We start from the raw sequence: 19,292 nt of genomic DNA on the forward strand, positions 1-19,292 counted from the left end.
GCGACGGCGGCACGATCGGCGCCGGCGCCCCCGCGTCCTGACGGGATCGACTATCGGCCGTGCATCGCTTCTGTGGCATCATCGATCGTTCGGCGTCCGCCGCACCCTCCATCGCCGATAGCGCCGTGGTTCGGGCCGCGCTCGGGGCGACCAGTGTCGCCAACAGCCTCGCTACGGCAAGCTTCGCCGCGCTCGCGACCGCGAAACGGGCGCGATCCATCGAAGCACTGCATATCGCCGACGACCTCATCGTCGTCGCCGACGCGCGGATCGACGGCCAGGCTGACCTGCGTGCAGCGCTCGCCGATCTCGCGCCGCCCGCCGATGCTCCCGCCGCCGCGCTGATCGCTGCCGCCTGGCGCCGCTGGGGCGCCGACTGCCCGTTGTTCCTCTATGGCGATTACGCCTTCGTGCTGCACGATCGGGACAGCGGCACCAGCTTCGCCGCGCGCGACCATGTCGGCGCCCGCCCCTTTTTCTATGCGCTAACCGGCGACCGCCTCGCTTTTGCCAGCGACCCCGCGGCGCTGCTCGCGCTCCCCGGCGTGCCCGACGACCTCGACGAGGATTTCATCGCCTCGATCCTCATCCATCGCAAATTCCAGCCGATGGGTCGCAGCTTCCAGCGCGCGGTCCGCCGCCTCGAACCCGGCCACCGCCTGTTTCTGGTGGGCGGCGACGCGCGCCTTGACCGTTGGTGGAACCCCGAAAAGATCGCCGTCGACGACCGCGCCGACGACGCCGCGACCATCGCGCGCTATCGCCAGTTCGTCGAGCAGGCGGTGACCGATCGCCTCGCGGGCGCCACCCGGTTCGCGGTGCATCTCAGCGGCGGGCTCGATAGTTCGCTCATCGCCGCGGTCGCGACACCCGAACTGCGCGCCCGCGGCCTCGCCGATCCGCCGGGGTACAGCTGGCATATCGTCGATCCCGACGCCGACCCCGACAGCGAACCCGGCTGGAGCGAAGCGATCCGCGCCCGCCTCGGCCTTCAGCTGTATGCCCCCACCCTCTCGACCGACGAGATGGCGGCGCTGTTCACGCAGGACTGGACCCGCGGCCCCGACATCCGCAACCTGCTCCACGAGGCAGCGATCCAGCGCGACGCCGCGGCGCGCGATGTCGAGGTCATCCTGTCGGGCTGGGGCGGCGACGAAGCCGCCTCGTACAATGGCCGCGGCTATCATCCCTGGCTCTTTGCCACCGGCCGCTGGGTGACGCTCTATCGCGACGCCGGGCGGCCCGGGGTCAGGGCGGGGCTGCGCACCATCTATCACGCCGCGCGCCGCACCGTGCGGACCTTTCGCCCGCAGCTGCCGCTGCGCTGGCGCCCGTTCGCGGGGCACAGCCTGGCCGATCCCGCCTTCGTCCGCCGCGCCCGCCTGCTCCCCATGAAGGTGACGCGCGAGTTCGGCGTCCGCCGCACCCAGCATACGCTGCTCCGCTACAGCGCGACGACGGGGCGGCTCGAGGACTGGGCGATCAGCGGCGCGACACGCGGTATCGACTATCGTTTCCCGCTGCTCGACCGCCGCCTGCTCGAGTTCATCTACAGCCTGCCGCCGCGCATGTTCCGTCGCGGCGCAATGCGGCGCTGGCTGATCAAGGAGGCCAGCGACGGCCTGCTCCCCGACGTCGTGCGCCTCAACAACAGCAAGACCGAGCCGCTGCGCGTCGCCTGGATCGACAAGGCGCTCGGCGAAACCATGGTGCTGATCGGCGACCGCATCCTTGCGAGCGACACCCCGCCCGCCCGCGCGCGCTACATCGACATGGACCGGCTGCGCAAACGCGTCGAACACGCGCGCCGGACCCACTCGGGCCGCGACCCGGCGCTGCGCCTCGCGCTCCAGTTCCTCGACACCCCATGATCCTGTCGTTCAGCCGCCGCTTCGCCTTCGTCGCGATCCCGAAGACCGCCGGCCATGCACTGCGCACCGCGCTGCGCCCGCTGCTCGCGGCGAACGACTGGGAACAATGCACCCTGTTCGACAGGCGCTATTTCCCCGTCGCGCCGCTCGCCGCGATCGGCCACGGTCACCTCGGCTATCGCGACGTCGCGCCCTTCCTGCTCCCCGGCCAGTGGGACGGCCTCACCAGCTTCGCCGTCGTCCGCTCGCCCTTCGACCGCTTCCTTTCCTATGCCCGCTTCGCCGGGCGGAACGGCGACGCGATGGTCCGCGACCCGCTCGGCACGATGAAGGCGGCGCTTACCGATCCCGCGCGCCGCGCGCATATCCTGCTCCGCCCGCAGCAGGAGTTCGTCTGCGACGACGAAGGCCGTGTCCGCACCACGCTGCTCCTCCGCCACGAAGACCTGGCGGCCGAGATGGCAAGGCTGTCGGCCGCCCTCGGCGCCCCGCTTCCGCCGCTCGAGGCGGTCAATGTCTCGCCCGATCGGGCGGGCGCCGCGCTCGACGCCGAACTCGCCGATCTCATCCGCCACTATTATGCCCGCGACTTCGCGCTCTTCGGTTACGATCCGGCCGCCGCGCCATGACCGCAACGACGCTCGTCACCGTCTCCTCGCCCGATTTCCGCATCGGCACCGAAGTGATGCTCGCGAGCTTCCTCGCGCATAATCGCTGGTTCACGGGCGACATCCTTGTCCTTCACAGCCGCCTGACCGGCGCCGACCAGGCCGCGCTCGCCGCGTCTTTCCCGCGCCTCCTCTGCCGCACGGCGAGCCCGCCCCTCGCCGACGCGATCGATACGCTCACCGTCGCGCACCCGCATCTCGCAGCGCGCCGCGACCGTTTCCTCAGCCTCGAAACCCTGCTCCTGCCGGCGACCGGCAGGCTGCTCTTCGCCGACAGCGACCTGCTGTTCCGCGGCGATATCGCGCCGCTGCTGGACAGCGACGCCGCACTCGTCGCCTGCCCCGATGCCGCGATGCTGCGCGGCAATGTCCGCGACGCTGAGTCTCTGGCCGAGGTCGCCGCCGGCGAAACCGCGCCCGCCAGCTTCAACGCCGGGCTGCTCGTCTACGACCCCGTCGCCGCCGGCCCCGGCGTCGCCGCCGCGCTCTGGCCGCTGCTCGATCCCACCGGCTGGGCGCGCATCGCCTCGCAGCACACCGACCAGGCGGTGTGGAACCTGCTGCTGCGCGATCGTGTCGCACTCGCCGGCACCGCGTTCAACCTGATGATCGGCCACCGCGCCGCCAGCTTCGCGCACGAACCGGTGCCGCTCGCCGACGCCCGCGTCCTCCACTTCAACGGCGGCGCCAAGCCCTGGCGCCCCGACCGCCACGCCGACGCGATCGCGCGCGACCCCGAATATGCCGCCGCCGTCCGCCTGTGGGCTGCGGCGCGCGCCGCCTGGCTGCGGGCGCGGCCATGATCGGCGGCGGCGAAGGCGCGATAAGGCGCCACCTCTTCCTGCTCGCCCCCAACAACAGCGGCTCGACCTTCCTCGCCGCCGCGCTTGGCCAATGCGCCCGCGCCTGGTCGCTGCCGCGCGAGGGCCAGCATGTGACGGGGTTCCATGGCCCCAGTTCGCGCGGCACCGGCACCCGCCTGCTGTGGGCGGCCACGCCGGCGGCGATCGCGACCTTCCGCGACCCCGCCGCTTACGACTGGGGCCGCACCCGCCGCGCCTGGCATTTTCACGCCCGCGCGCGCCATGCCGACGCCGAAACGCTGGTCGTCGCCGCGCCGCCCTTCCTGCTCATCGCCGACCGGCTCGCGGCGGCGTTTCCCGACGCCGCTTTCCTGATCATGGTCCGCAACCCCTATGCCGTCGCCGAAGGCATCATCCGCCGCGGCGCCGAAGCCGGTCCGGTGGCGCCGGGCGACAGCCTCGCAACCACCGCCGCGCGCCACATCGCCGCCGCGCTTGCCGCACAGGCGGCCAACCGCACCGCACTCGGCGACCGCGCGACCGTCTTCACCTATGAGGAGATGTGCCGGACCCCCGCCGCCGTCGCGACCCGCATTGCCGGCCTCGTCCCGGCCTTCGCCGACCTCGAACTCGACCGCTCGCTTCCGGTGAAGGGCCGCTACCACGAACCTCTGCGCGATATGAACGCCGATCAGATCGCCCGGCTCACCCCGGCGCAACTGGCTGATCTCAATCGGGTCTTCGACGATCACCGCAGCTTGCTCGGCGGCTTCGGCTACGACAGGATCGGGGCATGACCGACACTCCGCGCCGCCCGCTGTGGATATTCCTTCACGTCCCCAAATGCGGCGGCACGACGCTGAAGGCGCATCTCGAACGCCATTTCGCCATGGACGAGCAGCTGGTCGAATTTTCCAACTGGGGCCGCCGCTATCGTAAGGAACAGGGCCGGCCCGAATTCGCCGACCGCCCGGCCGAGGAGCGTACCCGCGCCGAAATCCTCGCGGGGCACCAGCTCGATTACGGCATCCACCGCCTCGTCCCCGGGCTGCGCGAGCCGCGCTATGTCACCGTCGTCCGCGACCCTGCCGAACGCTGCGTCTCGCTCTATAATTTCCGCTGGAGCCGCGGCCACGCCCCCGACGATTTCGACGATTGGTATATGAACTGGTACCGCCCCGAACAGTCGGACTATATGGTGCGCTTCTTCGCGCAGCGCCTCTATGGCGCCGACCTTCCCGCCGATCCCGAACAGCAGCTTGCGATGGCACAGCGGCTGCTGGAGCTGTGCTGGTTCGCCACCACCACCGATCGCTGGAACGAGGGGCTCGACTTCCTGTCGGCCGCGATGGGCATCCCCGCCGACTGGGACCATTATCGCGCCGCCGGACGTTCGATCGAGCTCCCCGCCTCGCACCCGTCGCAGGGCGAAGTCGTCGCGCGCCGCGTCACCCTCGACGATGCGCTGCGCGCACATATCCATGCCGACTCGCCCGGCGACGTCCGCCTCGTCGACTGGGTCCGCGCCCGACGGTGGCCGCTCGCCGATTGACAGCGCCCGTCGCCCGCGCAACAGACGCGATCAAGGGGAGAATGGGATCGTGACCGCGAAAATGCTGCGCCCGACATCGTTCGACGTCGCCGAGCGCGCGGGCGTGTCGCAATCGACCGTCTCGCGCGCGCTGCGCGGCAGCCCCGGGGTCAATGCCGAAACCCGCGCCCGCGTCTCGGCGGCTGCACGCGAACTCGGCTATGTCGTCGACCGCCACGCCTCCAGCCTGCGCCTGAAAAGCAGCGAGACGATCGCGCTCGTCACCATCTGCCGCCCCGGCGAAGACCGCAGCGCGATCAACCCTTTCTATTTCGCGCTGCTTGGCAGCATTGCCGAGGCGACGTCGGCACGGCGCTTCAACCTGCTCGTCAGCTTCCAGGAAAGCCCCGCCAATTTCCGCGCCGATTTCGTCGCCTCGGGGCTCGCCGATGCGATGATCGTCATCGGCACCACCAGCAACGACGCGGCGTGGGATTATTTCGGCGCCGCGCAGGCCTCGGGACTCGACTTCGTCTGCTGGGGCAGCCCGGGCGATCCCTTCCACTGGATGCGCAGCGACAATGACGCCGGCGGGCGCCTTGCCGCCGAACATCTGATCGCGACCGGCCGCCGCCGCGCCGCTTTCATCGGCCCCGCCGATTCGGCACAGCGCCAGTTCGACGAACGGCGCGAAGGCTTTTCCGCCGCACTCGCCGCGCATGGTATCGACCCGGTCGTCTGGGCGGCCGCGCCCGCCGCCGACCGCCATGCCCAAGGCGTCGCCGCCGCACATGCCTTGCTCGCCGCGCATCCCGACACCGACGCGATCTTCGCCGCCAGCGACATGCTCGCGCTCGGCGTGCTCCAGGGCCTCAAGGAAATCGGGCGCCGCGTGCCCGAGGATGTCGCGCTGATCGGCTTCGACGGCATCCGCGCCGGCACCCTCGCCGATCCCGCGCTCACCACGCTCGAACCCGATCTCGAGGCCGCCGGCGAGGCGCTCGTCGCGATGGCGCTCGAGGATGACGAGCATGTCCGCGACGGCACGCGCGTCCCGGTCCGCCTCGCGGTGCGCGGCAGCGCCTGACGGTGTCAACGGTTCACCGCTTCGTCACTTTCCCACTGCCCTCGTAACGGCTTATTATCCCTGATCTTGTTACGCTGCGTGCGAGAGGCAGTAAGCGTTTGTCGGGTCAGTTTTTCATTTCCCTGCTCAATCCGGGCATCGGCCTGTTGCTGGCGGGCGCCTTCCTGCTGCTCTGGCTCTACCGCCGCGAATATCGCTACCTCCTCGCCGCCGCCGCCGGCCATGCGATCACCGCCGCCGCCTTCCTGATCCAGGATCTTGGCCCGGTGCTGCCGATGGAGTTGCAGCGGCTTCCCGCCAATTTCGGCTATCTCCTCGCCGGTTGCCTGCTCGTCGGCGCGATCATCGCCCATTATCGCGTCGCCGTGCCGCGCCGCACGATGGCGGTCATCTGCACGGTGTCGATGACCATCTTCCTCTGGTTCCTGCTCGTCGATCCCAGCATCGTCGGGCGCATCTATGCGATCAGCTTCGCGCTCGGACTGATCGCGCTGATGATCCCCGTCTGCCTGCGCCGCTTGCCCAAACGGCACATCGTCGACCATATCTTCTTCTGGCTCGGCATCGTCTGGGCGCTCAACTACACGCTGCGACCGTTGCTCGTCCTCGGGGTCACCGGCGACATCGCCAATTATGTCGGCTTCCAGCAGTCGGTCTATTGGACCACCGTCCAGTTCACCCAGGCGATCTGCTCGGTGCTGTCGGCGATCACGCTGATGGTCGCGGTGGCGATCGACCTGATGGCCGAGCTGCGCGAACAGGCCGACGGCGACCAGCTTTCGGGCCTGCTCAACCGGCGCGGGTTCGAGGCGGAGGCGGGCGCCGCGGTGCGCGCCTGCGCCGACCAGGGGCGGCCCGCCGCGCTGCTCATCGCCGACATCGACCATTTCAAGGCGGTCAACGACAATCACGGTCATGCCGCTGGCGATGCGATCATCGCCGCCTTCGGCGCCCATCTTCGCGCGGCCGGCCCTGCCGGGACGATCGCCGGTCGCATCGGCGGCGAGGAATTCGCCCTCTTGCTGCCCGGCAGCGGGATCGAGACGGCACGCGCGCTGGCCGAGGCGGTTCGCACCGGCATGACTATCGCGTGCCAGCCTTGCCTCCCCGGCGCGACGCCGCCGACGACAAGCATCGGGCTGGCGGTCGCCGTGCCCGGCGCCGGCCTGTCGCAGCTGATGCGCGACGCCGACCAGGCGCTCTACGAAGCCAAGCGTGCCGGACGCAATCGCGTCCGCGCCTTTACCCCGGCACCGGTTCGTATCGCCACCGCGTCCTGACACGGCGGGCATCCGCTCGGGTTTCACACCATATGGCACCGGCGGCGGCAAAGCCGCGCTTTCGCGGCGGGCAGTTTTTTGTGCGTTGCACACTAAACTAGCATATACTAATATGACTTAGTATATAGTCGAAAGGTCATTCCCATGCGTATGTTCGTCACCATTGCGCTTCTCGCCGTCGCCACGCCCGCCCTCGCCTTCGAAACCGTCACGCCGCCGGCCGAAGCGACCACCGCGCTCGAGCGCGCGCCGAAGGAAGGCGAAGTCCTGCGCGACACCAGCGCGCGCATCGTCGGCAAGGTCTACAAGGTGCAGGCGTCGGGCAACCTCCTCGCGATCGTCAACCGCGAGACCGTCCGCATCCCGGCGAGCACGCTCAGCATCGTCAACGGCAAGCTGGTCACGACGCTCAGCAAGTCGGAAGCGCTCAAGCAGAAATAATCCGGACCTGCGTCGCCGGAGGGCTCTCCCCTCTCAACGTCGCTCCGGCTTGCAGGTCACGGCTTCGACCGCATCGCCGCCCAAATTGGCGGTGATGCGGTCGAGCATCGCGTGGAGCAGCGCCTGCTCTTGCGCGTCGAAGCCTGCCAGCGCCGCGGCTTCCTCCGCAGCGCCGATCCGCGTCAGCTCGCCGATCAACGGCTCGATCGCGGGGGTCAGCCAGATGCGGTGCGCGCGCCGGTCGGCTGGATCGGAGCGCCGCTCGACCAGTCCCGCCTCGACCAGCTTGTCGATCGATCGGCCGACGGTCACCTCGCCGACCTCCAGCAGTTCGGCGACCTGCCGCTGCGTCGCGCCGGGGCGCCGCCGCACGCAGGCGATCGTCTGCCACTGCGCGCGCGTCAGCCCCAACGGCTGGACACGCCGGTCGAAGCGCAGCCGCAGCATGCGCGACAGCTTCATCACCTTCATTCCCAGCGCCTTGTCGTCGTCGACCGCCTGCACGCGCGCTCCTTCCCCCGATCGCGCGACTGTCGCCGACAAGGCGGCGAAGCGCAAGCGCTGAAGGCAGGAGGGGGCGCCCGTCGCGCGCGGGCAGGATGCCGCCCCGTCGCACCGATTCGCGGGGCCCCTCAGTATTGAATCATTTATTTCTCAACGGGTTTCAGTATCTTCTCCAATAATAATCCAATCTTTACGCCTGTCTGGTCTGATGAGCGCGGGGACCAGGGGGAATTTTATGTTCAGCGTCCTCGAATGCGTGGTGTATCAGCATGACCTGTGGCTGGTCCTTGTCGCCGCGCTCGTCTGCGTCCTCGGCAACATCTGCCTCTTCGTCGTCCTCAACCGCTCGACCTTCTGCATCGAGACGCGCCGCCGCCACTGGCTCGTCGTCGCCGCGGTCGCGCAGGGGGTCGGGGTCTGGGCCACCCATTTCGTCGCGATGCTCGCCTATCGCGGGGCGATGCCGATCCGCTTCGACGTCTCGCTCACCCTGCTCTCGGTCGCGATCGCGATCGCCTTCTTCTGGGTCAGCTTCCGCTGGCTCGGCAAGGCGCCGACCACCGCGCGCTGCGCCGTCGCCGCCGCGGGCGCTGCGGTCGGGGTCGCGGCGATGCATTTCACCGGCATGGCGTCGATCATCGCCCCGGCGCACGTCTCCTATGCCGTCGCTCCCATCCTCGTCTCGCTCGCCGTCTCGTGGCTCTGCTTCTGGGCGTCGTTCGTCGCCTTCGCACGCAGCAGCGGGTGGCGCCGCATCGCCCTGCCCACCAGCCTCGCGGTGCTGGCGATCGTCGCGCTGCATTTCACCGCGATGTCGGCGACCACGCTCGTCCCCGATCCGACGCGCGGCGACGCGCTCGGCGACGCGGTCACCCGCGACTGGCTCGTCCCCGCGATCGTGTTCGCCAACCTCGCGCTCGTCGCGCTCGCGCTCACCGGCTCGCTGATCGACCGCTGGCTCACCGATGCCCACGGCCTCGCCGAAGCGACGCTCGAGGCGCTCGCGATCACCCACGACGGCCGCATCGTCGAGGTCAACCACCAGCTCGGCGATCTGCTCGGGGTCAGCGCCGGCGCGATCCTCGGCAGCGCGCCGGGCGACTGGTTCGTCCGCCTCGACGGGTCGCCCTTCGCCGCCCCCGACGGTCCGTCGGTCGAGGCGCGGCTGCGCGGCAGCGCCGACGAGGACCAGATCTTCGAGATCGGCACCCGCACGATCGAATATCGCGGCCGCAGCTGCCAGGTGCTCGCGATCCGCGACCTCTCCGATCGCAAACGGGCGCAGCGAGCGATCGAGCATCTCGCCTCACACGACGCGCTCACCGACCTCGCCAACCGCACGCAGTTCGCCGTCGCGCTCGACGATGCGATCGCCGCCGACGCCCCCTTCGCGCTGCTCGCGCTCGACCTCGACCGCTTCAAGGCGGTGAACGACATCTTCGGCCACGCCGCGGGCGACGCGGTGCTGCGCCGCGTCGCCGATATCCTGCGCGCCGCGGTGCGCGGCGACGACATCGTCGCCCGCGTCGGCGGCGACGAATTCCTGATCATCCAGCGCGCGGTCTCCGCCCCCGACGACGCGCGCCGGCTGGCGACCCGCATCCTCGAAGCCCTCGCCGAGGAAATGGATGTCGCACGCGATCCGATGGCGGTCGGGGTCAGCATCGGCGTCGCGCTCTTCCCCGCCGACGGCGCCGACGCCGAGACGCTGCAGCGCAACGCCGACACCGCGCTCTACCGCGCCAAGAACAACGGCCGCGGCACCGCCGCCTTCTTTGACCAGGAGATGGACGAGGTCGCCCGCGAACGCCGCGCGCTCGAACACGACCTGCGCCACGCGATCACCCGCGGCGAACTGCGCCTCGTCTTCCAGCCGCTCGTCGCCACCGCCTTCGGCTCGGTCGTCGGGTACGAGGCGCTGCTGCGCTGGGACCATCCCGAGCGCGGCGAGGTGCCCCCCGACGATTTCATCCCGATCGCCGAGGAGATCGGCGCGATCGTCCAGATCGGCGAATGGGTGCTGCGCCAGGCGTGCGATACCGCCGCCACCTGGCCCGACAATATATCGATCGCGGTCAATGTCTCGACGATCCAGTTCCAGGTCCCCAACCTGCCCGGACTGGTCCGCGAGGCGCTGCGCGAATCGGGGCTCGACCCGCACCGGCTCGAGCTTGAGATCACCGAGACCGCCTTCCTGCGCAACCGCCAGAGCGCACTCAAGGCGCTCCACGCGATCCGTGACATGGGGGTGCGCGTCGCGATGGACGATTTCGGCACCGGCTATTCGTCGCTCTCGAACCTCAAGGCCTTTCCCTTCGACAAGATCAAGATCGACAAGAGCTTCGTCTCGGCGATCGACGATGACGATGCGGCGCGCTCGATCGTCCGCGCGATCATCGGGCTGGGGCGCAGCTTCAACATGCCGATCGTCGCCGAGGGGGTCGAGACCGCGGCCCAGCGCCAGATGCTGCTCGACGAGGGCTGCCCGCAGGCGCAGGGCTATTATTTCGGCCGCCCCGCCGAAAACCCCTATGCCGAGGGCACCGCGCCGCGCGAAGCGCAATCGGACGGCTGATCCGCCCGCGCACCCGCCTGCCACACCGCGTAGCTTCACGCCCGTTAGCCCCGTCCTCGAACAGATTGTTCTGACGTAACACTCCAGATTGCCCGGCATCGCCGGGGGCCGATCCTGTACGGGAAATTCACCATGCGGAAAATTCGGCTGATCGACGGCAAAAGGGCCGCGACCGCCATCGAATATGGACTGATCGCGGCACCGATCGCGGTCGCCTGCATCATTGCCTTTCAGATGCTCGGGCTCAGCCTCGCCAATATCTTCACGACGATCGACGATGCCTGGAACGGACGATAACGAGGCATACTCCTCTGCCACCCCCTTGCATTTCCCCGCCCCCGGCGTAAGGCCACGCCAACAATAACCGCGCGCGCGACTCCCTTCGGCCCCGCTCTCCCGCTCGGTCCGTCGGACGGTCTTCCCCCGCCGCGCCTACAGGGGACTGCTGCACCATGACGACCACCGGCAACGACACGCTTGGAACTCGCTCGACGCTCGACGTCGGCGGCAAAAGCTACGCTTATTATTCGCTCGACAAGGCCGCGGCGAAGCTCGGCGACGTGTCGCGCCTGCCCTTCTCGATGAAGGTGCTGCTCGAAAACCTGCTGCGTTTCGAGGATGGCGGCTTCACCGTGTCGACCGATGATGTGAAAGCGCTGGTCGACTGGCAGAAGGACCCGCATTCGAACCAGGAAATCCAGTATCGCCCGGCGCGCGTGCTGCTCCAGGATTTCACCGGCGTTCCCTGCGTCGTCGACCTCGCCGCGATGCGCGACGCGATCGCCAAGCTTGGCGGCGACACGACCAAGATCAACCCTCTCGTCCCCGTCCACCTCGTCATCGACCACTCGGTGATGGTCGACGAATTCGGCACCCCCAAGGCGTTCGAGCAGAATGTCGAGATCGAATATTATCGCAACGGCGAGCGTTACGACTTCCTGAAATGGGGATCGAAGAGCCTCGACAATTTCAAGGCGGTCCCCCCGGGCACCGGCATCTGCCACCAGGTCAACCTCGAGCATATCGCGCAGGCGGTGTGGTCGAGCGCCGATGCGACAGGTGAAACCGTCGCCTATCCCGACACCTGCGTCGGCACCGACAGCCACACGACGATGATCAACGGCCTCGGCGTGCTCGGCTGGGGCGTCGGCGGGATCGAAGCCGAAGCGGCCATGCTCGGCCAGCCGGTGTCGATGCTCATCCCCGAAGTCGTCGGTTTCAAGTTCACCGGCAAGCTCAAGGAAGGCGTCACCGCGACCGACCTCGTGCTCACCGCGACCCAGATGCTGCGCGCCAAGGGCGTCGTCGGCCGCTTCGTCGAATATTTCGGCCCCGGCCTCGCCTCGTTGAGCCTCGCCGACCGTGCGACGCTCGCCAATATGGCGCCCGAATATGGCGCGACCTGCGGCTTCTTCGGCGTCGACGACAAGACGCTCGACTATATGCGCCTGACCGGCCGCAGCGACGAAAATATCGCGCTGGTCGAGGCCTATGCCAAGGCGCAGGGGCTGTGGATCGTCGAGGGCGCGGCGGACCCGGTGTTCACCGACACGCTCGAACTCGACCTCGGCACCGTCGTGCCGTCGCTCGCGGGGCCGAAGCGTCCGCAGGACCGCGTCTCGCTCCCCGACGTCGACGATGTGTTCAACGCCGACATGGCGAGCGTCTATAACAAGAAACAGACGCGCGTTCCGGTCGAGGGCAAGGATTTCGACATCGGCGACGGCGACGTCACCATCGCCGCGATCACCAGTTGCACCAACACCTCGAACCCCGGAGTGCTCGTCGCCGCCGGGCTCGTCGCGAAGAAAGCCGATGCGCTGGGGCTGAAGCCCAAGCCGTGGGTCAAGACCAGCCTCGCCCCGGGGTCGCAGGTCGTCACCGACTATCTGGTCAAGGCCGGGCTGCAGCAGCATCTCGACAATATCGGCTTCAACCTCGTGGGCTATGGCTGCACGACCTGCATCGGCAACTCGGGCCCGCTCGCCGAGCCGATTTCGAAGGCGATCAACGAAAATGGCCTCGTCGCCGCGGCGGTGATCTCGGGCAACCGCAACTTCGAAGGCCGCGTGTCGCCCGACGTGCGCGCGAACTTCCTCGCCTCGCCGCCGCTCGTCGTCGCCTATGCGCTGAAGGGCACGGTGATCGAGGATTTCACCACCACCCCGATCGGGCAGGACCAGCAGGGCAAGGACGTGTTCCTCGCCGACATCTGGCCGACCAATCTCGAGGTCGCCGAGGCCGTCGCCGGCGCGGTCGACCGCGACATGTTCGTCGCGCGCTACGCCCATGTCTACAAGGGCGACGAGCATTGGCAGAAGATCGAGGTTGAAGGCAGCGACACCTATCAGTGGCGTGCCGGGTCGACCTATGTCGCCAATCCGCCGTACTTCGAGGGCATGACGATGACCCCGGCGCCGGTGAAGGACATCATCGACGCCAAGCCGCTCGCGATCCTCGGTGACAGCATCACCACCGACCACATCTCTCCGGCGGGCAGCATCAAGGCGGACTCGCCGGCCGGAAAATGGCTGATGGAACATCAGGTTAACAAGGCCGACTTCAACAGCTACGGCGCCCGCCGCGGCCACCACGACGTCATGATGCGCGGCACCTTCGCCAACATCCGCATCAAGAACGAAATGGTCCCCGGCATCGAGGGCGGCATGTCGCGCTATGGCAGCGAGGTCATGCCGATCTACGACGCCGCGATGCGCCACAAGGCCGACGGCACCCCGCTCGTCGTCATCGCGGGCAAGGAATATGGCACCGGCTCGTCGCGCGACTGGGCGGCGAAGGGCACCAACCTCCTCGGCGTCCGCGCGGTGATCGTCGAAAGTTTCGAACGTATCCACCGCTCGAACCTCGTCGGCATGGGCGTGCTGCCGCTGCAATTCCAGGACGGCGACACGCGCGAAACGCTGGGGCTGACCGGCGACGACATCTTCACCATTACCGGCGTCGCGGACCTCAAGCCGCGCCAGACGGTCACGGTGAACGTCACCCGCCCCGACGGCTCGACCTTCGCCTTCGACACGCTCTGCCGCATCGATACCGCGAACGAGGTCGAATATTATATGAACGGCGGCATCCTGCACTATGTGCTGCGCAAGCTGGCCGCTTAAGGACTAGGCGAGGACGATGGGCGCCTTGATCCCCTTCGTCCTCGGACTGCTGCTCGGGGTCGCGCTGACGCTCTTCCTGATCCGCAAGGGTCAGGGCGACCAGCGCGACCTGACGGCGCCACCACGTCCTGCACCGCGCCCCATGGTCCACGTCGGCGACGAACGGATCAGCGATGACGAAATCCTCGACCTCATCTGCCAGAACCGCAAGATCGAGGCGATCAAATTGATGCGCGAAAAGACCGGGTTGGGGCTTGCCGAAGCCAAGGATGCGGTCGAAGCACTCGAACGGGGCATGCGCTGAACGGCCGTCCCCGAAACAGGCGGCGCAAACGGCCGCGAAGGGACGGGATATGGGCGCATTCAACATCGGCATCGAGATCATCGGCTGGACCGCCGCCGCGATCATTCTCGCCAGCTATATCCTGCTCTCGCTCGGCAAGCTCGAGCCGCGCGGCTATCTCTACCAGTGGATGAACGTTGTCGGCGCCGGCGGCTTCGTCATCAACTCGGGCTATAATGGCGCACTGCCATCGGCGGGACTCAATATCATCTGGGCGGCGATGGGGCTGTTCACTTTGTGGAGCGTCTGGCGTGCGCGCACTGCGGCGCGCGCGACGGTCCACTAGGGCTTCGCGGCGGCATTCCAGGCCGCCACCTTCGCGCGGGTATCGGCGAGCATCCGGTCGAGCGCGGCTCGGTCATGGACGATCCCGCGCATCACCACCGTATCGATCGCGCGCGTCGCGGCGATGTCTTCCAGCGGATTGCGGTCGAGCAGCACGAGGTCCGCCGCCATGCCGGGCTTGATCGCGCCATAACGATCGAGCCGGCCGAACCACGCCGGCCCCGCGCGCGTCGCCGACGCGAGCGCCTGCGCCGGGGTCAGCCCCTTTTCGACGAACAGCGCGATCTCGTCGTGCAGCCCGAAGCCCGGATAATTATAGCTGTTGAGGAAGCCCGCGTCGGTCCCCGCGATGATCGGCACCCCCGCCTCGGCGAGCATCGGCAGGATCGTCCCGACATCCTCGATCTGCTTGTGCCGCGCCGCGATCGCCGCGGCATCGGCCTTCGCCGCGCGCTCGACGCGCCAGTCATAGGTCTTGCGCAGCTTCGGCCCGATATAGGCGAGCCCCGCGTCCTTGCTGTGATCGTCGCGATCGAGATAGGCGATGATCCGGCTGCCGTTCAGCGTCGGGGTGACCGATACGCCCTGCTGCGCGAAACGCCGATAGGCGGCCATCGCGGTGTCACGGTCGAACCCGCTATCGAGGCGGCGGTTGGCCTCGGCGCGGTCGATGCGGCCCGCGGCAAAGTCGGCGGCGATCGCCGCCTCATCCTTCGCCCCGGCATTATAGGCATAATCGAGATGCTCGATCGAACTGATCCCGGCATCGACCGCCTGCCCGGTGGTCAGCGCCATCGGGATATGGCCCGAGGTTTTGATGCCCAACGCCTTCGCCTGTTTCAGCGCGTAGAGGAACAATTCGGGTTTCAGCGTGCTGTCGGTGATCTTGACGAAATCGACCATGTCGCGGTTCTTCAGCCGGTCCAGCGCCGCATCGACATCGGCCTCGCTGCCGACCTCGATCGTCCCCTTCCACAGCGGCGCGATCCCTTCGATCTTCGCGCCCGAGGTGAGCAGGCGCGGGCCGAAGAGCTTGCCCTCCGCAATCGCGCCGCGCCACGCGAGCACCTGATCGACGAGATCGCCCGAACAGTCGCGGATCGTCGTGATGCCGTTGGCGACATAGAGCGGGAAGAGCGCTTCATTTTCCGCGATCAGGTCGGGGCCGCCGCCGAAATGGACATGCATGTCCCACAGGCCGGGGATCAGATATTTGCCCTGGCCCTCGACCCGCTGCTTCGCACGCCACCCTTGCGCGATCGCGGCATCGGGACCGACCGCGACGATATCGTCGCCGTGCAACACAACCGCCTGGTCCTCCACCGCCTTCGCCGCCTCGACATCGATCAGCGTGACATGGCGAATGATGACATCGCCCTGCCGCGGCGCCGCCAGCGCGGGGGTCGCGAAGGCGAGCAGGGCCGAGGTGAGAGTGGCGATCAGGAATTTCATGGGGACGACCTTTTTGCGAAGTTGAAATCCCTTACCGCCGCCATGCCGGATAGAACAAGGATGAAGGACCGTCCCGCCTCCCGCGCGGTCATTCGCGAGACGCGCGCTCGCGAATGTCGTCACCCGGATGACGCCCCCTAAAGGAGCATTCCGTGCCCGGTCGCGACGGAACGCGCCAACCGAGCGACGCTTTGCCGCCTGAAAGCGAAACTAGGCTTGACCATTTCAACTCTACCAATCAAGTTGAATTACCGGCCTGATCCCGACCGGCATCGATTTTCGGGATTCGCGGCTTTTGACCGGGAAGCAGCTTGCTCCGCGTTACCAACAGCTAAAGCGCGCGATGCTCAGGCGACAGCGCCAGGTATCGTGTTCCCCTCATTCGATGAGGTGATACGATGCAATATTCTCCGCCGCGATAGCGACCACATATCCAAAACGGTGCGCCACCTCTAGCCCAGAGCGCGCGCCCATCTCATCAGCGGCGAGCTTACCGCTTCATACGGAATCGCCGCTGCGCGATCGCCGACCTATTTGCGCGCCATTCTGGCGCCCGCCTCCCATTCGACACAAGGAACTTCGACATGACCGTCCAGACGCTCGAGCATGAGACCGCAACCGCGCTCTTCGATGTCACACCGCTCCAGCCGAGCCTCGGCGCGTTGATCACCGGCATCGATCTCGCCAAGCCGATCGACCGGCACAGCTATGACGCGCTCCGCGCCGCGCTCCTCAAATATCGCGTGCTCTTTTTCCGTGACCAGAATCTGACGCGCGAACAGCATATCGCGTTCGGCGCCGCGTTCGGCGACCTGGAGGAGCATCCGGTCTTTTCGCTACCCGACTATCCGCAGATCCTGCCGCTGATTTCGGAGGAGCTGAAAGGCAAATATCGCCAGTCGACCGACAGCAACTGGCACGCCGATACGACCTTTCGCGCCGAGCCGTCGGCGGCATCGATCCTGATCCAGCGCGTTTCGCCCTCGCTCGGCGGCGATACGGTCTTCGCCAACGCCGTCGCCGCTTATGACACGCTCGACGAGGAGACGAAGGCGCGGATCGACGGCCTCACCGCGATCCACGATCCGAGCATCTTCATCCAGTTCCTCGACAGCGAGGAGAAGAAAGAGGCGCTCCGCGCCAGCTTCCCGCCGGTCGAACATCCGGTGGTGCGCATCCATCCCGAGACGGGCGAGAAGGTGCTTTTCGTGAATTCGGTCTTCACCCGCCATATCGTCGGCCTGCCCGAGGACAAGAGCAAGGCGCTGCTCGCGCGGCTCTTCGACCAGGTGAAGCGCCCCGAATTCCATGTGCGCTGGAGCTGGCAGCCGGGATCGATCGCCTTCTGGGACAATCGCGCGACCCAGCATTACGCCGTCCCCGACTATAGCGAGGCGCGCCACATGGAGCGCGTGACGATCGTCGGCGACCGCCCCGTCGGCCCGACCGCCGCCTGACCCAGAACAAACAAAGGCGGTCACCATGAAAACCTCCCTCACCCCACTTCGCGCGCTTGTTGCCGGCGCATTTCTGTCACTCGCCGCGTGCGGCGGCACGGCAGAAAGCGGCACGACGCTGAAGGTCGCCGACCAGCTTCACGCGCTCAAATCCTCGCTCGACGTCGCGGGCGAGGGTCAGCCGACCGACTACAAGATCGAATGGGCGAACTTCATCGGCGGCCCGCCGATCATCGCCGCGCAGACCGGCGGATCGATCGACGTCGGCTGGATGGCCGAAACCCCGCTGATCTTCGCGCAGGCCGCGGGCAGCCGGGTGAAGGTCGTCGCGGTCAGCCAGTCGGCGAAGGCGGGCGGATCGGCCTATGCGCTCGTCGTCAAACCCAATTCGCCGATCCGCACCGCCGCCGATCTGAAAGGCAAGTCGGTAACCTTCATGAAGGGCACCGTGCTGCACTATTTCATCGCGAACCTGCTCGAAAAGCAGGGCCTGTCGCTCAAGGACATCAAGCAGGTGCAAGCGACCGGTTTCGGCACCGGCCTGCTCGACAAGGACGCCGCCGATGCGATCATCCTGACCGAACCCTTCCTGACCGAACTCGAACAGGCGGGCAAGATCCGGATCATCGCCAATGGCGCCGACTTCACGCCCGGCTTCAACTATCTGGTCGCGTCGGACGCGGCGCTTGCGGACCCTGCCAAAGCCAAGGCGATCGGCGACCTTGCGGCGCGCGCCGCGCGGGCGCAGCGCTGGCAGCGCGAACATGTGAAGAAGGCCGCGCCTGCGCTCGCGAAGCAATATAATGTCGACATCGCCATCGCCGAGAAGATCATCGAGCGATCGCCGTCGAAATACACCCCGATCGACAACAGCATCATCGCGGCGCATCAGGCCGAAGCCGATCTGTTCCTCAAGGAAGGGCTGATCCGCAAGAAGCTCGACGCGTCACAAATCTTCGACAAGCGCTACGACAGCATCGTCGCCGCGCAGGAGGCGGCGAAGTGAACGCCCCGACGCCGATCGCCGCGTCGGGGCCGACCGCCTCGGGCGATCCCGGCCGGCTCGTCCAGCCGGTCGTCCGCCAGGCCGGCAACCACTCCGAAAAGCTGTCCTTTGCCCGCCGCGCCATCGGGCCGCTGATCGTCGTCGCGCTGTGGGCGATTTCGACGAGCGCGGGCTGGATCGACCCGTCGATCCTCCCCTCGCCCGCCGGGCTGGCCGCGGGATGGCAACAGCTGTGGACCGAGCAGGCCCTCGCCACGCAGATCGCAACCTCGCTCACCCGCGCGCTCGTTGGCGGCGCGGTGGGGATCGTCTTCGGGCTGGTATTGGGCACGATCGCGGGCCTGTCGAAGCTCGGCGAGGAATTGTTCGACGCGCTGCTCCAGATGCTGCGCACCATCCCCTTCCTCGCACTCGTCCCGCTGTTCATCGTCTGGTTCGGGATCGGCGAGGCGCCCAAGCTTCTCCTCATCGCGCTCGCGACGATGTTCCCGATGTACCTCAACACCTATGCCGGGGTGCGCAATGTCGACCGCAAGGTGATCGAGGCGATGCGCAGCTTCGGGCTCGGCGGTCGCCGCCTGATCCTCGAAGTCGTCCTGCCGCTGGCGCTACCGCAGATTTTCACCGGGCTGCGCTTCGCGCTGGGGGTCTCGGTGCTCGTGCTGATCGCCGCCGAGCAGATCAACGCCTCGGCGGGGCTCGGCTACCTCCTCAACAGCGCGCAAATGTATCAGCAGGTCGATGTCATCCTGATCTGCATCGCGATCTACGCCGTCCTCGGCCTCAGCGCCGACCTGATCGTCCGCTCGCTCGAACGGCTGTTCATGCCGTGGCGCGCGGGCATTGCCGTCCGATAGGAGATTT

18 protein-coding genes are annotated in these 19,292 nt (G+C 67.6%); 16 read left to right on the plus strand and 2 right to left on the minus strand.

Going from position 1 to position 19,292, the window contains the following annotated elements; translation table 11 throughout:
- Positions 1 to 59: 59 nt before the first annotated feature.
- From ASD67_RS04420 to ASD67_RS04455, 8 genes are all read left to right on the plus strand, one after another.
- A complete protein-coding gene (locus ASD67_RS04420; RefSeq protein WP_056343975.1) occupies positions 60 to 1,871 on the plus strand; it encodes an asparagine synthetase B family protein in 1,812 nt (603 codons plus the stop codon).
- Positions 1,868 to 2,500, plus strand: a complete 633-nt coding sequence (locus ASD67_RS22910) for a hypothetical protein (protein WP_056343978.1) — start codon at positions 1,868 to 1,870, stop codon at positions 2,498 to 2,500. Before ASD67_RS04420 ends, ASD67_RS22910 begins: the two co-directional genes overlap by 4 nt.
- Positions 2,497 to 3,342: a glycosyltransferase gene (locus tag ASD67_RS22915; protein WP_056343981.1), complete on the plus strand. Its 846-nt coding sequence runs from the start codon at positions 2,497 to 2,499 to the stop codon at positions 3,340 to 3,342. The genes ASD67_RS22910 and ASD67_RS22915 overlap by 4 nt, the downstream gene beginning before the upstream one ends.
- Positions 3,339 to 4,139 carry a sulfotransferase gene (locus ASD67_RS04435; RefSeq protein ID WP_156377569.1) on the plus strand — a complete coding sequence of 267 codons (801 nt, stop codon included), beginning with the start codon at positions 3,339 to 3,341 and terminating at the stop codon, positions 4,137 to 4,139. Before ASD67_RS22915 ends, ASD67_RS04435 begins: the two co-directional genes overlap by 4 nt.
- Positions 4,136 to 4,894, plus strand: coding sequence for a sulfotransferase family 2 domain-containing protein (locus ASD67_RS04440; RefSeq protein ID WP_056343986.1), 759 nt, complete (start codon positions 4,136 to 4,138; stop codon positions 4,892 to 4,894). The genes ASD67_RS04435 and ASD67_RS04440 overlap by 4 nt, the downstream gene beginning before the upstream one ends.
- 49 nt (positions 4,895 to 4,943) lie before the next feature.
- Positions 4,944 to 5,960, plus strand: a complete 1,017-nt coding sequence (locus tag ASD67_RS04445) for a LacI family DNA-binding transcriptional regulator (RefSeq protein WP_235535567.1) — start codon at positions 4,944 to 4,946, stop codon at positions 5,958 to 5,960.
- A gap of 98 nt (positions 5,961 to 6,058) precedes the next feature.
- On the plus strand, positions 6,059 to 7,240 hold the full coding sequence (locus ASD67_RS04450; RefSeq protein WP_056343989.1) for a GGDEF domain-containing protein: 1,182 nt from the start codon (positions 6,059 to 6,061) through the stop codon (positions 7,238 to 7,240).
- A gap of 144 nt (positions 7,241 to 7,384) precedes the next feature.
- Positions 7,385 to 7,681: a hypothetical protein gene (locus ASD67_RS04455; RefSeq protein ID WP_056343992.1), complete on the plus strand. Its 297-nt coding sequence runs from the start codon at positions 7,385 to 7,387 to the stop codon at positions 7,679 to 7,681.
- Between the two features lie 33 nt (positions 7,682 to 7,714).
- Here the strand turns inward: ASD67_RS04455 and ASD67_RS04460 are convergent, their stop codons facing one another.
- Positions 7,715 to 8,185 carry a MarR family winged helix-turn-helix transcriptional regulator gene (locus tag ASD67_RS04460; protein ID WP_056343995.1) on the minus strand — a complete coding sequence of 157 codons (471 nt, stop codon included), beginning with the start codon at positions 8,183 to 8,185 and terminating at the stop codon, positions 7,715 to 7,717.
- A gap of 235 nt (positions 8,186 to 8,420) precedes the next feature.
- Between ASD67_RS04460 and ASD67_RS04465 the strand changes: the two genes are divergently transcribed.
- The 5 genes from ASD67_RS04465 to ASD67_RS04480 all read left to right on the plus strand — a co-directional run bounded on the left by ASD67_RS04465 (position 8,421) and on the right by ASD67_RS04480 (position 14,514).
- Positions 8,421 to 10,760 (plus strand): bifunctional diguanylate cyclase/phosphodiesterase, encoded by a 2,340-nt coding sequence (locus ASD67_RS04465; RefSeq protein WP_056343997.1) that lies wholly within the window; start codon positions 8,421 to 8,423, stop codon positions 10,758 to 10,760.
- Between the two features lie 132 nt (positions 10,761 to 10,892).
- Positions 10,893 to 11,057: a Flp family type IVb pilin gene (locus tag ASD67_RS22565; RefSeq protein WP_082544840.1), complete on the plus strand. Its 165-nt coding sequence runs from the start codon at positions 10,893 to 10,895 to the stop codon at positions 11,055 to 11,057.
- Positions 11,058 to 11,212: 155 nt separating this feature from the next.
- A complete protein-coding gene (gene acnA / locus ASD67_RS04470; protein ID WP_056344000.1) occupies positions 11,213 to 13,885 on the plus strand; it encodes an aconitate hydratase AcnA in 2,673 nt (890 codons plus the stop codon).
- 16 nt (positions 13,886 to 13,901) lie between these two features.
- Positions 13,902 to 14,189, plus strand: coding sequence for a ribosomal protein L7/L12 (locus ASD67_RS23420; protein WP_056344001.1), 288 nt, complete (start codon positions 13,902 to 13,904; stop codon positions 14,187 to 14,189).
- Positions 14,190 to 14,238: 49 nt separating this feature from the next.
- Positions 14,239 to 14,514 (plus strand): CBU_0592 family membrane protein, encoded by a 276-nt coding sequence (locus ASD67_RS04480; protein ID WP_056344004.1) that lies wholly within the window; start codon positions 14,239 to 14,241, stop codon positions 14,512 to 14,514.
- On the opposite strand, the gene ASD67_RS04485 is transcribed toward ASD67_RS04480, so the two are convergent.
- Complete coding sequence (locus ASD67_RS04485) at positions 14,511 to 15,965, minus strand: amidohydrolase family protein (protein WP_056344006.1); 1,455 nt, start codon at positions 15,963 to 15,965, stop codon at positions 14,511 to 14,513. The two genes, ASD67_RS04480 and ASD67_RS04485, sit on opposite strands and share 4 nt — an antisense overlap.
- A gap of 584 nt (positions 15,966 to 16,549) precedes the next feature.
- Here ASD67_RS04485 and ASD67_RS04490 point away from each other — a divergent pair.
- The 3 genes from ASD67_RS04490 to ASD67_RS04500 are packed head-to-tail and all read left to right on the plus strand — an operon-like array spanning position 16,550 to position 19,285.
- A complete protein-coding gene (locus tag ASD67_RS04490) occupies positions 16,550 to 17,422 on the plus strand; it encodes a TauD/TfdA dioxygenase family protein (protein WP_056344008.1) in 873 nt (290 codons plus the stop codon).
- A gap of 25 nt (positions 17,423 to 17,447) precedes the next feature.
- Complete coding sequence (locus tag ASD67_RS04495) at positions 17,448 to 18,428, plus strand: ABC transporter substrate-binding protein (RefSeq protein WP_056344010.1); 981 nt, start codon at positions 17,448 to 17,450, stop codon at positions 18,426 to 18,428.
- On the plus strand, positions 18,425 to 19,285 hold the full coding sequence (locus ASD67_RS04500; protein ID WP_056344012.1) for an ABC transporter permease: 861 nt from the start codon (positions 18,425 to 18,427) through the stop codon (positions 19,283 to 19,285). The genes ASD67_RS04495 and ASD67_RS04500 overlap by 4 nt, the downstream gene beginning before the upstream one ends.
- Positions 19,286 to 19,292 lie beyond the last annotated feature (7 nt).

The organism is Sphingopyxis sp. Root1497 (assembly GCF_001427085.1).
Lineage (GTDB): Bacteria > Pseudomonadota > Alphaproteobacteria > Sphingomonadales > Sphingomonadaceae > Sphingopyxis.

What these genes read in the sequence shown, in the direction of transcription:
- ASD67_RS22910 (WP_056343978.1), top strand. Translation starts at nt 1,868, where the DNA reads ATGATCCTGTCGTTCAGCCGCCGCTTCGCCTTCGTCGCGATCCCGAAG.
- ASD67_RS22915 (WP_056343981.1), top strand. Translation starts at nt 2,497, where the DNA reads ATGACCGCAACGACGCTCGTCACCGTCTCCTCGCCCGATTTCCGCATC.
- ASD67_RS04435 (WP_156377569.1), top strand. Translation starts at nt 3,339, where the DNA reads ATGATCGGCGGCGGCGAAGGCGCGATAAGGCGCCACCTCTTCCTGCTC.
- ASD67_RS04440 (WP_056343986.1), top strand. Translation starts at nt 4,136, where the DNA reads ATGACCGACACTCCGCGCCGCCCGCTGTGGATATTCCTTCACGTCCCC.
- ASD67_RS04455 (WP_056343992.1), top strand. Translation starts at nt 7,385, where the DNA reads ATGCGTATGTTCGTCACCATTGCGCTTCTCGCCGTCGCCACGCCCGCC.
- ASD67_RS04465 (WP_056343997.1), top strand. Translation starts at nt 8,421, where the DNA reads ATGTTCAGCGTCCTCGAATGCGTGGTGTATCAGCATGACCTGTGGCTG.
- ASD67_RS22565 (WP_082544840.1), top strand. Translation starts at nt 10,893, where the DNA reads ATGCGGAAAATTCGGCTGATCGACGGCAAAAGGGCCGCGACCGCCATC.
- acnA (WP_056344000.1), top strand. Translation starts at nt 11,213, where the DNA reads ATGACGACCACCGGCAACGACACGCTTGGAACTCGCTCGACGCTCGAC.
- ASD67_RS23420 (WP_056344001.1), top strand. Translation starts at nt 13,902, where the DNA reads ATGGGCGCCTTGATCCCCTTCGTCCTCGGACTGCTGCTCGGGGTCGCG.
- ASD67_RS04480 (WP_056344004.1), top strand. Translation starts at nt 14,239, where the DNA reads ATGGGCGCATTCAACATCGGCATCGAGATCATCGGCTGGACCGCCGCC.
- ASD67_RS04485 (WP_056344006.1), bottom strand. Translation starts at nt 15,965, where the DNA reads ATGAAATTCCTGATCGCCACTCTCACCTCGGCCCTGCTCGCCTTCGCG.
- ASD67_RS04490 (WP_056344008.1), top strand. Translation starts at nt 16,550, where the DNA reads ATGACCGTCCAGACGCTCGAGCATGAGACCGCAACCGCGCTCTTCGAT.
- ASD67_RS04495 (WP_056344010.1), top strand. Translation starts at nt 17,448, where the DNA reads ATGAAAACCTCCCTCACCCCACTTCGCGCGCTTGTTGCCGGCGCATTT.